The organism is Schaedlerella arabinosiphila (assembly GCF_003885045.1).
Lineage (GTDB): Bacteria > Bacillota > Clostridia > Lachnospirales > Lachnospiraceae > Schaedlerella > Schaedlerella arabinosiphila.
Genome location: NZ_RHJS01000002.1, coordinates 5,447,292 through 5,462,227 on the forward strand (window position 1 = coordinate 5,447,292; position 14,936 = coordinate 5,462,227).

Sequence of the window (14,936 nt, forward strand, 5' to 3'; positions counted from 1 at the left end):
ATTCATAAAAATGCATTTTGTTTCATGCTTTGTTTTGCCGCCCTTCTCCAAGAGCAGCTTGATACATGTCGATTAATGTAAAATTATATATTATTCGTGTGTTTTAGTGTAAAAATAGAGAGAAATTCCATTGATTTTTACACGAATATATCATATACTAGTAATACAACTACAAAACCAATCAGACATGATACGGAAATACAGGGGGTTCTGCCATGTATCGAAAAATGATGGAGTATTTAGAAAAATGGAAAGAAAGCGAACACCGGAAACCACTGATCCTGCAGGGGGCAAGGCAGGTTGGAAAGACATACGCTGTTTTGGAATTTGGACGGAAATGCTATGAGAATGTGGCATATTTTAATTTTGAGACCAATCCAAAGCTGAATGAAACCTTTGAAGAAAATATCAGCCCGGAATATCTGATCCCGATCTTATCCCATATTGCGGGCCAGACCATCATCCGGGAAAAGACACTGATCATATTTGACGAGGTGCAGCTTTGTGAAAGGGCGCTGACTTCGCTGAAATATTTCTGCGAAGACGCTCCCGACCATCATATCATCGTGGCAGGCAGTCTGCTCGGCGTGGCGGTGAGCAGGTCACAGTTCTCTTTTCCGGTCGGTAAGGTGGATATGAAGACCATGTATCCGATGGACCTGGAGGAATTTATGCTTGCGATGGGTGAAGGAGATCTGGTGGAACAGATCAAAAATTGTTTTGCTGCCGACACGCCGATGCCTTCTGCACTGCATGACGCCGCGATGCAGCTGTACCGCCAGTACCTTATAGTCGGCGGTATGCCCGAATGTGTGATGCAGTTCGTAAATACAAGGGATTACATCTTGATCCGTCACACACAGGATACGATACTTTTAATTTATCTGAACGATATGAGCAAGTACAACAATCTAAACGAAATCAAAAAAACACGGCTTGCCTATGATAATATTACCGTCCAGCTTTCCAAGAAGAACACTCGTTTCCAGTATAAGCTGATCAAAAAGGGAGGGCGGGCTTCCGAATTTGAGAACGCGATCGAATGGCTCTGCCTGTCCGGGATCGTATCACAGGTCTATAAGGTGGAACAGATCAAAAAGCCGCTTGAGAATTACCGGGATATCGACGCGTTTAAGATTTATGTATCAGACTTAGGGCTGCTCTGCGCGAAAAAGGATCTGGCCGCGAACGATATCCTCTATATGGTGGAGGAATTGAACGATTTTAAGGGCGGGATGGTTGAAAATTATGTGAACTCGCAGCTTATAATGAACGAATATAAGACTTACTACTGGGAATCCGAGCGCGGGGCGGAAATTGATTTTGTGATCCAGAGAAATGGGAAATTGATCCCCATAGAGGTAAAGTCAGCAGACAATACGAAGGCAAAGAGCCTGAAGATTTACATGTCCGCTTACAAGCCTGCCTATGCGATCAAGCTTTCTGTGAAAAATTTTGGATTTGAAGACGGGAAAAAGACGGTTCCGCTGTATGCGGCGTTTTGCATTTAAAAGTGTGTGGGGGTGTCGAATCATTCTTCTGTTTTATTCATAAAGTGTACCGGCCGTGCTGCCGCATTTTGGATAGCCGGCTTATAGAGTCTATCTATAAGCCGGCTGCCCTTATGTTATTTTGCAATTAGACGCAACCGTAAATAGAAGATATACTTAGAACCAGGGAAATCCGGCTCTTCCGCCGGACGACTGAAATACGCGAACGGCAATTACAAAAGAACAAAAGGAGAAGAACAATGGCAAATTATGCAGAAATGTGGAAAGACTTAGGAATGGATTTAGAGGCCCACGACGCGCTCTGTGCGGTGCTCCCCACGGCATTCGGCGACGTATACCTTTCCCAGGAGAACCGCCCGGAGGGCATGGGCTTCTGGGATATGGTGGTGGCGGACATCCACGGTATCCGTCCGGCGGAGCTGATCGAGGCGCAGAAAAAAGGGCAGAAGGTATTTGGTACGTTCTGCGTCTATGTACCGGACGAGGTGGTGATCGCGGCAGACGGCATTGTGACCGGGCTGTGCGGCGGTTCTCAGTTCTGGGTTCCGGGCGGGGAAAAGGTTCTGCCGAAAAGCACCTGTCCTCTGATCAAGGCATCTGTAGGCGCGCGCCTGGAACGAACCTGCCCATTTTTCAGGATTGCGGATATGTATGTAGGGGAGACCACCTGCGACGGCAAGAAAAAAGCCTGGGAAATTCTGGGCCAGGACGTTCCCATGCACATCATGGACATGCCCCAGATGAAGCGGCCCCAGGATGTGAAGAAATGGGAAGACGAGATCAAAGCATTTGCCCATGTTGTCGAAGAATTTACCGGAAATCAGATCACCCCGGAGAAGCTGGGCGATGCGATCCATATTATCAATGAAAAGAGGAAAGCACTGGCTCGTCTGTACGAGGCGAGAAAGGCAAAGAATATCCCCATCAGCGGAAGAGATGCGCTTCTGGTGATGCAGATCGCGTTTTTCGACGATCCGGTGCGCTGCGCGCAGATGACAAACAAGCTGGCGGACGAGCTGGAGCAGCGGATTGCCGACGGCGTGTCCGTATTCCCCGCAGGGACGAAGCGTATCTTGCTCTCCGGAACCCCGATGGCGATTCCCAACTGGAAGCTGCATCAGATCATCGAGACCAGCGGCGCCGCGGTGGTATGCGAGGAGAACTGCACCGGCACGCGCTATTTCGAAAATCTGGTGGACGAGACAAAGAACACTCTGGAAGAGCAGTACGCGGCCATTGCCCAGCGGTATATGGGAGTGAACTGCGCCTGCTTTACGCCCAATACCGGACGGGTGGACGATATTCTCCGCCTGGCAAAGGAGTACGATGTGGACGGCGTCATTGACGTGAACTTAAAGTTCTGCTGTCTGTACGATACGGAAGGCTATACGGTGGAAAAGGCATTGAAGGATGCAGGCATCCCGGTTCTGGGGCTTGAGACGGATTATACGGATGCAGACGCGGAACAACTCCGCACCAGGATTCAGGCGTTTGTGGAGATGCTGGGATAAGATGGGAGAGGAAAGCAGAATCAATTATTATATCTTGTTTCAAAATTACACACAGGGAATGCTGCTGCATGAACTATTACGGGAAGAACACATTTCTTCCCGTATTTCGCCTGCGCCCCGTTCCATCCAGGGAGAGCTCGGCTGCGGCATGTCCCTGCTGATCCAGCCGGAGGACATCGACCGTGTACGGGAATGCATTGAGAAACATCATGCAGAGTATTACGACATCGCAGCCCTCCCCTGCCAGATCAATCCGCGCAGAAATAAATTTTGCTGAATGAGGAGATTAAAAAAATAAGAGCTTGTCTGCGAAAAGGTTCTTTGCTATAGTTACATTATAATACCGCGCTGAATAGACAGAAGGAGGGATGCCGAATGGGAAGCTATCTAAATCCTGGTAATGAAAAGTTTGCACAATGTATCAATTCAGAAATATATGTAGACAAAACCGGTCTGATCCGATATTGCAGCAAGGTGATGGGTTCACTTCAAAAATACATCAGCATGAGCAGGCCGCGCAGATTTGGAAAATCTGTAACCGCGGATATGCTGACGGCATATTACAGCCGGGGATGCGATTCCGCGGATCTGTTTGCAGGTCTTGAGATTGCTGGGGACGAGCATTATACAGAAAACTTGAACCGGTATAATGTGCTGTTTTTAAATATGCAGGAGTTCCTGAGCCGCACGGATTCCATGGAAAAAATGCTGGAACTGCTGAAAAAACGGGTGATCCGGGATATGATGAATGAATATCCGCAGGTAGATTATTTTGACCCGCAGGATTTGATCGGATGTATGCAGGACCTATATGATGAAACGAAAAGCCCTTTCGTCATCATCATCGACGAGTGGGACTGCATTTTCCGTGAGTACAGGCAGGAGGGGGAGGCCCAGAAGCTGTACCTGGATTTCCTGCGGGATATGCTCAAGGACAAGGGATACATTGCGCTGTGCTATATGACCGGGATTCTTCCGATTAAGAAATACGGAACCCACAGCGCCCTGAATATGTTTGACGAATTTTCCATGGTTTTTCAGGGGGCGCTGGCAGAGTATGCGGGTTTCACAGAAGCCGAGGTCAGGGAGCTGTGCCTGCGGTATGGCATGGATTTTGAGGAAACGAAAAAATGGTATGACGGATATTGCCTGGAAGGCGCAGGCTCTGTCTATAACCCTCGTTCCGTAGTCAGTGCAATGCGCTTTGGAAAATTTCAGTTTTACTGGAATCAAACAGAGACGTTCGAAGCCCTTCGCTCCTATATCGACATGAATTTTGAAGGGCTGAAGGATGCGGTTCTCCAGATGATGGACGGGAAAAACGGAGTTCCGGTGGATATCCGCAGCTTTACCAACGACATGGTGACGTTTCATTCCAGAGATGATGTGCTGACCCTGCTCGTGCATCTGGGATACCTGGGATACCGAAGTGACAGGGGCGAGGTCTTTATTCCGAATGAAGAAATTTTAAATGAATATACTACGTCCATCAGCAATTCTGATTGGGGAGAGGTATCGAAGGCGCTCAAAAATTCAAGGATTGCCCTGGATGCGGTCTGGAATCAGGATGAGGCCCTGGTGGCAAAGGCGGTGGAAGAAGCCCATTTCGAATCTTCCTATCTGCAGTATAACGACGAGAATGCGCTTAGCTATACCATTTCACTGGCATTTTATGTGGCACGCAACTATTATACGGTCATCAAGGAGCTTCCGGCTGGAAAAGGAAGGGCGGATATTGTGTATATCCCAAGAAAACAACACGGAGATAAGCCGGCGCTGCTGGTGGAATTAAAGTGGAATAGAACCGCAGAAAGCGCCATCGTGCAGATTAAGGATAAATGTTATCCGAGGGCTTTGGAAGATTATAAAGGAAGCCTGCTTCTGGTAGGGCTTTGCTATGATGAAAAAACCAAGGAGCATACCTGCCGGATTGAATCATATACCTTGTAGAAGAATCGAGAAGCACAATGGCAAAAATTTTATTATTAGAGGACGACACAAGCCTGAATCGCGGCATCAGCCTGAAGCTGGAAAAGGAAGGCTACGAGGTGCTGAGCGCCGCCGGAGTTTCCCGGGCGGAGGAGATGTTTCGGGAAAATGAAGTCGCCCTGATCATCAGCGACATTACCATGGAGGATGGCGACGGGCTGGAATTTTGCCGGAACATCCGCAGAACCAGCGACGTCCATCTGATTTTCCTGACCGCTCTCGACCAGGAAGTGGATATTGTAAACGGCTACGACGCCGGAGCCGACGACTACATCACCAAACCGTTCAGCCTGATGGTTCTGATCTCAAAGGTGAACGCGCTGATGCGCAGGATCGGGCAGGATCAGGAGGAACACGGGCAGATACTGGTTTCCGGGAGCATCCGGGTACAGTGCCGGGAGATGCGGGTATACAAAGAGGAGACGGAAATTCTTCTGAGCAAAAAGGAAATGCAGCTCCTGTTGCATTTTCTGGAATATCCGAAGCAGATCATTTCAAAAGAGCAGATTCTGGAGGCCGTATGGGATATGGACGGACAGTTTGTGGATGACAACACGGTTCCGGTCACGATCAGCCGCCTGAAAAAGAAGATCGCCGGGGAGGAAGATTACGAGTATATCAAAAATGTCAGGGGGCTGGGATATCTATGGACGGCAGAGGTGGCGAAAAAATGATCAAAATTTGTATTTTTTTGAATCAGGGCATACTGATGTCAAAAAAGTGTTTACATTCATTCGTTAAATAAGTATAATATAAAGAAAGAATGTAACATGATGTAAAGAGGCGGTGTCTATGGATGAAATTTATAATAAGATTGAGTCAATAGCTGCTGAAAGCAACGGCTTTGTAAAGACTTCGCAGATTGAAGCTGCTGGAATCAACCGCGGTGTCATAAAAAAATATGTTGACAGCGGCTTACTGGAACGGATCCGAAAGGGCATTTTTGTTCCGGCAGATGCTGACATTGATGAATTTGCATTGCTTCAGGTTCAGTGTTCCAGCCTTGTTTTTTCATATGGTACGGCTCTTTATGTTTGGGGATTGACGGACATTATTCCGCATAGATTCGATATCTCAGTTCCACAGGGAGAAAATATTTCAAGATTGCTTCGAGATAATCAAAAAATAAAGGCTCATTATGTTATGAAGGGCCTTTATGATTTCGGTATTACGGAAACACAGTCTCCGCAGGGAGCGGTCATCCGTCTGTATGACAAAGAGCGCTGCATTTGCGATCTGATCAAAGACAGAAATCAAATAGAAAAGCAGCTATACGTCCAGGCAATCAAGGATTATTTCAAAGGCCGGCCGGATATTCGTAAATTGCTGAAATATGGGAAAGTTTTCGGAATTGAAGAAAAAATAAGGATTTACACAGAGGTATTGTAATGAAAACACCAGAACAGCTAAAGGGAGCAATCCGAAATTTTGCATCAAAGAATCATCTGAGGGCTTTGGATGTTCAGCATATGTTAATGTTTGAACGTATTTTAGAGAGGCTTGCCGTATCGCCCTATGCACAGAATTTTATACTGAAAGGCGGCCTGCTGATATCCTCAATGATTGGGATTGGAGCCAGAACCACAATGGATATGGATACAACCGTAAGCGGGATACAGTTGGAGGAAGATGAAATTGTCAAAATCTTCAAGGAGATTCTGGCGATTGATATAGGCGATGGAATAATTTTTGAATATCAGCGTATAGAGCCAATCCGTGAAGAGGATGCCTATAATAATTTCCGTATCCATATAGCCGCAAAATATGGGAAGATCAACAGCCCTATGAAGGTGGATGTTACGACTGGAGATAAAATTACGCCGGCGGCTGTTCAATACAATTATCCTTTTATATTTGAGGATAAAACAGTTCCGATTATGGCCTATACCGTCGAAACAGTGCTGGCTGAGAAGTATGAAACCATTATTCGCAGGAATATAGGAAATACGAGAGCCAGGGATTTTTATGATTTGCATATTCTCTATCGAGAACATAAGGACAAAGTCGGGACGGATATCTTAAAAATCGCAATCGAGCATACCGCGGTCAAACGAGGCTCCATGGATATGCTGAAAGATTGGAAGGATATCATGCGGGATATGCGTGAGGAAACTGCGCTTTACAGGCTGTGGCGGAACTATGCGGCGGAGAACAGTTATGCAGAAGGACTGGAATTCCATGTGCTCTTGGATACGGTTGAGGAAATTGCTGAACGGATTGATATAGAAGCGTGAGATGCTGTCAGCCGTTATTTTTATAATAAGCCTGCCTGTACTGGTTGAGTAACAAGGCAGGTTTATTTTCTTAATATATTCATATTATGAGTTACTGCCTGAGAAAGAAGATTATGAGTATACAGTATATCAAAAATGTCAGGGGGCTGGGATATCTATGGACGGCAGAGGTGTCGAAAAAATGATCAAAACCCAGGAGCGCGGCTACATTTGGCTGGAACAGGAGCTGCGGAAATATCTGGGAATCAGCACTGCAGGAATTGCAGTCTTTTTCTTGTTTCTGCTGCCTGCCGGTCTGCCGCTTCCGTACTATGCCGCGCTTTTCGCCGTAGCAATCCTGGCAAACGGAATCTGGTGCTATCTGACATACCGCCGGAAATACCGGGATTACCTGGAAATCTCGGACTGTCTGGAAGCGCTGGAAACGGGCAGTTACAGGCAGAAGCCGGAGGCGGACGCCCTGAAAACCGGAATCCGGTCCCAAATGCAGGAGCAGATGGAGCGGGTCGGACGTGCGGCAGAGGTATACAAAAAACAACTGGAGGAGGAGAAGGAAAATACAAAGGCAATGATCACAGACATTTCCCACCAGTTGAAAACTCCGGTAGCGGCGTTGGGACTGAGCCTGGAGCTGTTAGGAGACGCACAGGTAACGGAGGCGGAAAAACAGGAATTTCTGGAACGGGGAAAACGGGAGGTGGAAAAGCTGAACCACCTTATGGGTACGCTGGTGAACCTGTCCCGCTTAGAAGCAGACATGATCCGCTTAGAGCCCAGGAAAGCCGGTCTCAAGGCAACCCTGGTACGGGCGGTGAACGGCGTTTACCTTAAGGCGGAGGAAAAAAAGATTGAGATAGAAATGAAAGAATTTTCCGATATGGAGATCGTACATGACCCCCGGTGGACGGCAGAAGCGATCTCCAATGTTCTGGACAATTCGGTAAAATATTCTCCCGGCGGGAGCACGATTTCGATTCGCGTGGAGCCCATGGTTTCCTATATATTTATTGAGGTGGAGGATGAAGGGATCGGGATTGAAAAATCCGAATACCAGAACATTTTCAAACGATTTTACAGGGGAAAAAGGCCGGAGGTGGAAGGCCAGGAAGGGGCAGGCGTGGGACTCTACCTGGTGCGGAAAATCTTCGAGGAACAGGGCGGAAATGTGTGCGCAGTCCCGGCGCACCGGCGGGGCACGGTGATCCGGATGATGCTTCCGAAGAAATACAGCGCAGAATTCGCAGTATAACAAAATTGTTATCTTATCTGAAAGGCTTTTGTAAGGTTTCCGAAGTATGATACATAGAGAACAGAACAAAGGTATTCAGAAAGGAGCTTTCACATATGCAGCCCATTTTAGAAACAATCGACCTTGTAAAATACTACGGCGACGGCGACAGCCAGATCAAAGCCATCGACCATACGAGCATCACAGTCAGCCACGGTGAATTTGTCGCGGTGGTGGGACGTTCCGGATCGGGAAAATCCACCCTCCTTCACATGCTGGGCGGACTGGACCGTCCGGACAGCGGGCAGGTGATCATCAGCGGACAGGATCTGTTTTCCCTGCAGGATGAGCAGCTCGCGGTATTTCGGAGACGGAAGATCGGATTCATTTTCCAGGATTTCAACCTGATCCCGGCGCTGAATGTATGGGAAAATATCGTGCTCCCCATCGGCCTGGACGGAAAACGGGTGAACAAGGATTATGTGATGGACATCATTCAGAGCATCGGCATGGAAGACCGTTTAAAAGCGCTGCCCAGCACGCTTTCCGGGGGACAAAAGCAGCGGACGGCCATTGCCAGGGCGCTGGCTTCACGCCCCGCCATCATCCTGGCTGACGAGCCTACGGGCAATCTGGATTCCCACACCGAGATGGAGGTGGTCGCCATGCTGAAAAGCTGCGTCGCGAAATACGGGCAGACGCTGGTTATGATCACCCACGACGAGACCATTGCACAGATGGCGGACCGCACCCTCATCATTGAGGACGGAAAGGTGGTGGGCTGAATGAATATGATCAGCAGGACGGCGCTTTCCAATTTCAGGAAAAATAAAAGCAGGAATCTATTGATCGGGGCTGCCATCGCACTGACCACGTTTTTGCTTACCGCGGCGCCTACAGCCATTTTCGGATTTGTCACGATTCAGAGCGAGGCAGTGAACCGGTACTATCCCACATTTCACGCCATGTTCCGGAATGCGGACAGGCAGACGGCCCAAAAGCTTTTGGAGGATGCCAGGGTCGAGCAGGCGGGGCTTCGGGAGGACGTGGCAGCCATGTACTGTGATCAAAATTCCGATATACGGATTGCCATGCTGTACATTGACCAGGAAGCGGCGGAGCTTTCCAGACAGGAATTGTCAGAAGGCAGATTTCCGGAAAAAGCGGATGAGATCGTCGTGTCAAAAGGGATTTTGGAAGCCATGGGGCTGAAAGGGGCAGTGGGAGAACGGATTCTGATTCCATTCCGGCCTGACACCGAAAGCGGAACCCGGGAGAGCCGGGAATTTACCATCGTGGGAATGTTCGAGGACTCCGAGATTTCCGTGAGGGAGAAAATGTATTTTTCCTTCGTTTCGGATGCATTTTCCAGGGAAATGCTGGAAGCGGATGAGCACAGATACCGGATCTATCTTCGGCTGGCCGGCACAGAGGGGATGCTCACCGACGGCATCGGGGAACGGGTCGAACTGCTCGGCGGGGAATATGGGATTACGAAAAGAGACATTGACCTGAACCGGGAATACCTTTTTGCAAACTATGTGGACCCGGCTTTGTACAGCGGCCTTGGGATGGTTCTGGCCATGATTGCGCTTGCAGGGGCGCTGACGATTTATGGAATTTACTATGTGTCTATGCTGGATAAAGTACAGGAGTACGGAAGGCTGCGCGCGGTAGGCGCCACAAAACGGCAGATCCGCCAGTTGGTTTTCCGGGAAGGGCTTGCGGTCGCGGCGTTTGCGATTCCGCTGGGGATACTTCCGGGCCTTGCCGCAGGCGTGCAGATGATCCGCGTGTCGGCCAGATACAGTGTGAGCAGCGATCCTGCTTTAGCCGAACAGATGAAATGGATTGCAGAAAGCGGCGAAGTAAATCTGATCCGGCCATGGATTATCGGGTTTGGCATCCTGATCAGCCTGGCCACGGTATCCATTTCCCTGCAAAAGCCCATGCGCACGGCGGCCGGAATTTCCGCCATAGAGGCGCTCCGCTATCAGGGAAATGAACACAATGCCGCAGCAGCCAGGAAGCGGATTTCACGGCTTTGGCACCGCAGGCGCAAACCCGCGCAAACGTCGGGAAAGTGCAGAAAGGGTTATGAGGAGATCAATACGCGCAAGCTTACCATTACAAACCTGACCAGGAACAAAAAGCGCACAGTCATGACGATTTTTACACTTGGGGCAACGGGAATCCTGTTTATGGTGGTGGCCGCGCTCTGCAGCTGCATGGACCCGGAGGACATGGCAAGAGCGAGGCTGCGGGAAGATATTCGGGTATCTGTGGATTCGTGGTCACATCCGATGTATCCGGAGCGCGCCCTGAATCGAATCCAGCAGAATAACCCGATGACAGAGGAACTCAAGGAACAGATCCTTCGGATTGACGGAGTCACGGACATTGATGTGGACAGGGCTGTTTCCGTCCGGCTGGAAGGCCCGGTGGAAGACGACGGCAGTCCGCTGCAGAGTGACATTACAGGAATCAGCAGCAAGGCGCTTGCGGCGCTTTCGGACTATGTAGCGGAAGGGTCTTTGGAGGATCCGTCACTGGCGGAGGGAAACGGAATCATTTTGGGAGAGCGGTTCCGGGACCGGTTCGAAGAGATGAAGGACTGGAAGCCCGGCAAAACGATCCGCATGGAAATTCTGGACGGAGAGAACATATTGTCTAAGGAGTTTCGCATTGCGGCAGTCACAAACGGCCCCACAAGCCTTGGCGGAACCTGGCTTGCCATGCCGGCTGACGCGCTTCAAAGCATTTGCGAAACCGATCTGACAGACTGCTTTGAGATCACGGTGGAATCCGGAATGGAACAGACCGCCGAAGAAGCAGTCCGGCAATTGATCGGGAATCTGGAATATGTGGAAATGGACACTTATACGCAAGACTATGAGGAGGCCGGGAGGACCATCGGAATGGTGCTCTATATCTGCTACGGAATGCTGCTGATTTTCGGCCTGATCGGAATCCTGAACCTGATCAATACCATGATCAACAGCGTGTATGTCAGACGCCGGGAACTGGGAATGCTGCAGGCCATCGGGATGTCCGGGCGGCAGACCGTGAATATGCTGCAAATGGAAGGGCTGTTCTACACGCTGGGGACACTGGCGCTGTCCCTGGGGATTGGCAGCCTGCTTGGATACGCCGCATTTCTATGGGCGAGGGAGACCGGAATGTGGTCTATCATGAACTACCGGTATCCGGTGGTTCCGGCGGTGGTGCTGACCCTGGCGGTGCTGGCAGTGCAGCTGTTGGTGACGTACCTTGTGGATCACAGCTTCAAGAAACAGAGCCTGATCGACCGGATTCGGTTTTCAGAATGAAAAAGGTGTGCGTCCCAACGCGCACCCGCGCTGGAGCGCGGCTGCATCGGCAGCTATTTTCCCCATGCGCGCAGTGCGCATGAGGAAAATGGCTGCTGTTATTTTTTTAACTGCAGGCCGTCTTTGAAGGCTTACCCTACTCTTTCAGCCACCCTGTAATAGCCATGTGTATAGGGATCAAAAGCGATTGCGTTTACCAGGGACATATCCACCTTGCCGCCGGCCATGACACGTTCGTCCGCTGTGACATTTACAACCTTGCCGATGACACCGCATCCTTATTTCACGTTCTGATATCTTGATATTCTTTACCGCTTTATGCGTTTCCGTCAGATTGAGCATTACATTGTCCCTTTCCAGCATGGTACTTCAGGCGGCATTCATAACATTAACACTGCTCTCTTCATTGTAGGTAGCTGCCATTAGAAGCGGCATCGGGAAGGTGCCTTCTGTTATGATGATTTTTTTCTTACTATTTACAGTTTATGTAAATAGATTGTTTTAGAAGAGAAAAGCTATTTGTGGATTGTGACAACCTTTGAAAAATAAGGGCTTTTGAGAATTGACACATGGAGAATTGCTCTATAAAAGTAGACCTCCATTTTTGTGGTGGTATTTTAAACCTGATATACCAATACCTATATTGATATTTTGTTGGTATATGTTGTGATATATAGTACCAACGATGGATGGGAGGAAGAAATCCAATGTCAATCGTAAGATACGTAAACAAGAAGAATGGTGCCGTGGCTCTATATGAATCTACCTCACATCATGATCCGGAAATGAAGCAGTCGAGGCCAAAAAGAAAATATTTAGAGACGGAAGATCCAGAGACAGGTGGGTTGATCCCATCGTCGAGGAAATGCGGGAGAAAAAAGGCGGCAGATGGGAAAGAAAAAAGCAAGAAGATTGGGGAAAGCTTTCGGGCAAAATATAATCAACTCCTGTAGGAGTGCAGCAACAAGGATGCAAGGATAAAACGTAAGCGATATAGAACACACCGTAATGAAAAGAAGCGCATGTCGTGATATACTTTATCTAAACATACACTTCTTATTTGTTCTATGATCCCTGAGTCGGCAGCTTTCTGGCAATGTTTCAGACCAGGGAAGATATGCTTCCGGTAATTCAGGATGGTTTCGGTGATCGAGATCCGGCAGACTTTCTAATAAATAACATAGATAGCCAAATACATCCAGATGATTCAGTTTCGCTGTTTCTACCAATATATATACGATGCCGCTGGCTCTTGCCCCTGCCAGTGAGTCTGCGAACAGCCATGACTTGCGTCTGGTTGCAAATGGACGGATACTGGCTTCAAAGTCATTGCTTGAGATCGGAATGCGCCCGTCTTCCAGAAATGTCTCCAGATATTTTCTCTGATTTGTTGTATAAATATGGGCTGTTTTGAGAGATTCATTGGCAGTATACTTTGCATTAGTCTCTTCTACCCAGGCCCCAAATCCTTCCAGGACAGGCCTGATCAGTTTCTGACGCTTTTGCAGATGCTTCTCGGAAGGTAATGCTTTCAAGTGTTTTTCAATCTGAAACAGGCGGTCACACCATTCACGTCCCTCAGCACCCTTGGAGCCGCTGATCTCCTTTACGTGGGAATCTAAAAGTATGCTGTCAATGTAATACCTGCGTACATGCGACTTATCTAAGAACTCGAATAAGTCGCATCTGTGCCACTACTATTATAGAGAGCATCCCGCTGGATTCTGCCGGAAAGGAACTAAAGGGGGCCGAGGCACGGGAACTGTGCGGCTAGCTCTTTAAGATTGAAAAGAAGATTCAGAACTTAGCCCAGCAGGAGTGGCTGGAGAAACGCAGAGAACTTAGCCAGCCGGTACTTGAGGCTTTTTGGTCATGGGTAGAAGAAACCAGTGAAAAATACACCGCGAGCGAATCACTGAAAAAAGCACTGCAGTACAGCCGGAACCAGAAAAAATATCTAAATACTTTTATGGAAGATGGAAGACTGCCGATCTCGAACAATGAATGTGAAGCCTGTATCCATCCATTTGCAACCGGATACAAATCCAGGCTGTTTGCGGATACGCTAGAAGGAGCGAGAGCCAGCGGGATCATTTATTCGCAGTTGGAATCAGCAAAACTGAATCAACTGGATGTATTCCGTTATCTGTCTTATCTTCTAGAAAAGATGCAGGGGATCGATTACCAGTATCAGAATGAGCCCCATACCTGCCGTGGTTCAGGGAACTTCCTGAATGCTGCAGGGATCAGAAAAAGAAAAATGAGCTGTTAAGGAAGTATTACCATAGCTGTTCATTTTTTCAATACGGTTTCTTTTGCATCGTTTACTTTAGAATCAGGGGAGTGAAATTAACCTTATTGGGGAGATATGCGATGCCTGCCTGAAAGTCAGGAATTTGTGCAGCCAATTAAAGACCTCGGTTTTCAAGTAGGGAAATGATATAAACAATGATTAAAAGTCAAATGTCCTCTCCGGCGTTTTGGCTCTCAAAACTGCCATAAAATAATTCTGCCGGACTCCTATATTTTCCGTATCAAATAAAATGCAGAATAACACAGATTTTCCGTCCGAGACAGGAGGGGCTATTTGGTATGAGCAAATTTAAACTGTGAATAGTAAGTGCGCCAGCTAAGGGTACAATGTTTAGCAGGTGGAAATCCTGTCCGATAAGATGCGAACCACATCATCGGTAGCAAACCTTGGATACGCAGTGGTAACACTGCGGGTCAAGCGTAGGAAGTTAGGCAGTAGGGTCATAAGGCATGTTAGCGCCGAAATCACGGAAAACCTGTGTGCTGACACTGTTTACTAAGTGGAAGGCAACACATGTATCATCGTAAAGGTGAGAGGGTACATGGCACAGCGGCGTTGGGAGTCAGCTATGCTGTACAATGACATTGTATCAACTGTGGGAGAGCCTATATGATCCGTAAACACAAAAGTGGAACGGTATATCGGACAAGTAACGGAGGAAGATGAAGTCATATAGGCAGTCGGACAGCTGCATAGTACTAAGGCTGGCGGGTAATGCCGTCAGGGGGAAGGCGGCTGCGCAAGGCAATATTTTATAGAGAAACCACTGCCGTACACAGTGACGGAAGAACAGTGGAAAAGTGTTTCATAGAAGAATGCC

At 48.3% G+C, this 14,936-nt stretch carries 12 protein-coding genes and 1 pseudogene; 12 read left to right on the forward strand and 1 reads right to left on the reverse strand.

Features of this window, described 5'->3' with window-relative positions:
* Positions 1–215: 215 nt before the first annotated feature.
* The 11 genes from EBB54_RS25675 (at position 216) to EBB54_RS25730 (ending at position 12,755) form a co-directional block, all read left to right on the forward strand.
* Positions 216–1,511 (forward strand): ATP-binding protein, encoded by a 1,296-nt coding sequence (locus EBB54_RS25675; protein WP_125129540.1) that lies wholly within the window; start codon positions 216–218, stop codon positions 1,509–1,511.
* Positions 1,512–1,750: 239 nt separating this feature from the next.
* Positions 1,751–3,022, forward strand: a complete 1,272-nt coding sequence (locus EBB54_RS25680; RefSeq protein WP_004082124.1) for a double-cubane-cluster-containing anaerobic reductase — start codon at positions 1,751–1,753, stop codon at positions 3,020–3,022.
* Between the two features lies 1 nt (position 3,023).
* Positions 3,024–3,299, forward strand: a complete 276-nt coding sequence (locus EBB54_RS25685; RefSeq protein WP_125129541.1) for a DUF3343 domain-containing protein — start codon at positions 3,024–3,026, stop codon at positions 3,297–3,299.
* Positions 3,300–3,397: 98 nt separating this feature from the next.
* Positions 3,398–4,972, forward strand: coding sequence for an AAA family ATPase (locus tag EBB54_RS25690; protein ID WP_125129542.1), 1,575 nt, complete (start codon positions 3,398–3,400; stop codon positions 4,970–4,972).
* Between the two features lie 17 nt (positions 4,973–4,989).
* Positions 4,990–5,685 (forward strand): response regulator transcription factor, encoded by a 696-nt coding sequence (locus EBB54_RS25695; RefSeq protein WP_125129543.1) that lies wholly within the window; start codon positions 4,990–4,992, stop codon positions 5,683–5,685.
* 118 nt (positions 5,686–5,803) lie between these two features.
* Complete coding sequence (locus EBB54_RS25700) at positions 5,804–6,400, forward strand: type IV toxin-antitoxin system AbiEi family antitoxin domain-containing protein (RefSeq protein ID WP_125129544.1); 597 nt, start codon at positions 5,804–5,806, stop codon at positions 6,398–6,400.
* A complete protein-coding gene (locus EBB54_RS25705; RefSeq protein WP_125129545.1) occupies positions 6,400–7,245 on the forward strand; it encodes a nucleotidyl transferase AbiEii/AbiGii toxin family protein in 846 nt (281 codons plus the stop codon). Before EBB54_RS25700 ends, EBB54_RS25705 begins: the two co-directional genes overlap by 1 nt.
* 157 nt (positions 7,246–7,402) lie before the next feature.
* Positions 7,403–8,494 (forward strand): sensor histidine kinase, encoded by a 1,092-nt coding sequence (locus EBB54_RS25710; RefSeq protein ID WP_243127813.1) that lies wholly within the window; start codon positions 7,403–7,405, stop codon positions 8,492–8,494.
* A gap of 95 nt (positions 8,495–8,589) precedes the next feature.
* The gene (locus EBB54_RS25715) at positions 8,590–9,258 is read left to right on the forward strand and encodes an ABC transporter ATP-binding protein (protein WP_125129546.1); all 669 of its coding nucleotides are present in this window, start codon (positions 8,590–8,592) and stop codon (positions 9,256–9,258) included.
* On the forward strand, positions 9,259–11,802 hold the full coding sequence (locus EBB54_RS25720; protein ID WP_125129547.1) for an ABC transporter permease: 2,544 nt from the start codon (positions 9,259–9,261) through the stop codon (positions 11,800–11,802).
* Between the two features lie 707 nt (positions 11,803–12,509).
* Positions 12,510–12,755, forward strand: coding sequence for a hypothetical protein (locus tag EBB54_RS25730; RefSeq protein WP_125129548.1), 246 nt, complete (start codon positions 12,510–12,512; stop codon positions 12,753–12,755).
* Between the two features lie 84 nt (positions 12,756–12,839).
* Here the strand turns inward: EBB54_RS25730 and EBB54_RS32565 are convergent.
* Positions 12,840–13,448: pseudogene (locus EBB54_RS32565) on the reverse strand (IS66 family transposase); the annotation flags it as partial.
* Positions 13,449–13,585: 137 nt separating this feature from the next.
* Between EBB54_RS32565 and EBB54_RS25740 the strand changes: the two are divergent.
* Entirely contained in the window at positions 13,586–14,074 is a 489-nt protein-coding gene (locus EBB54_RS25740; protein ID WP_125129550.1) for an IS66 family transposase, read from the forward strand.
* Positions 14,075–14,936: the final 862 nt, after the last annotated feature.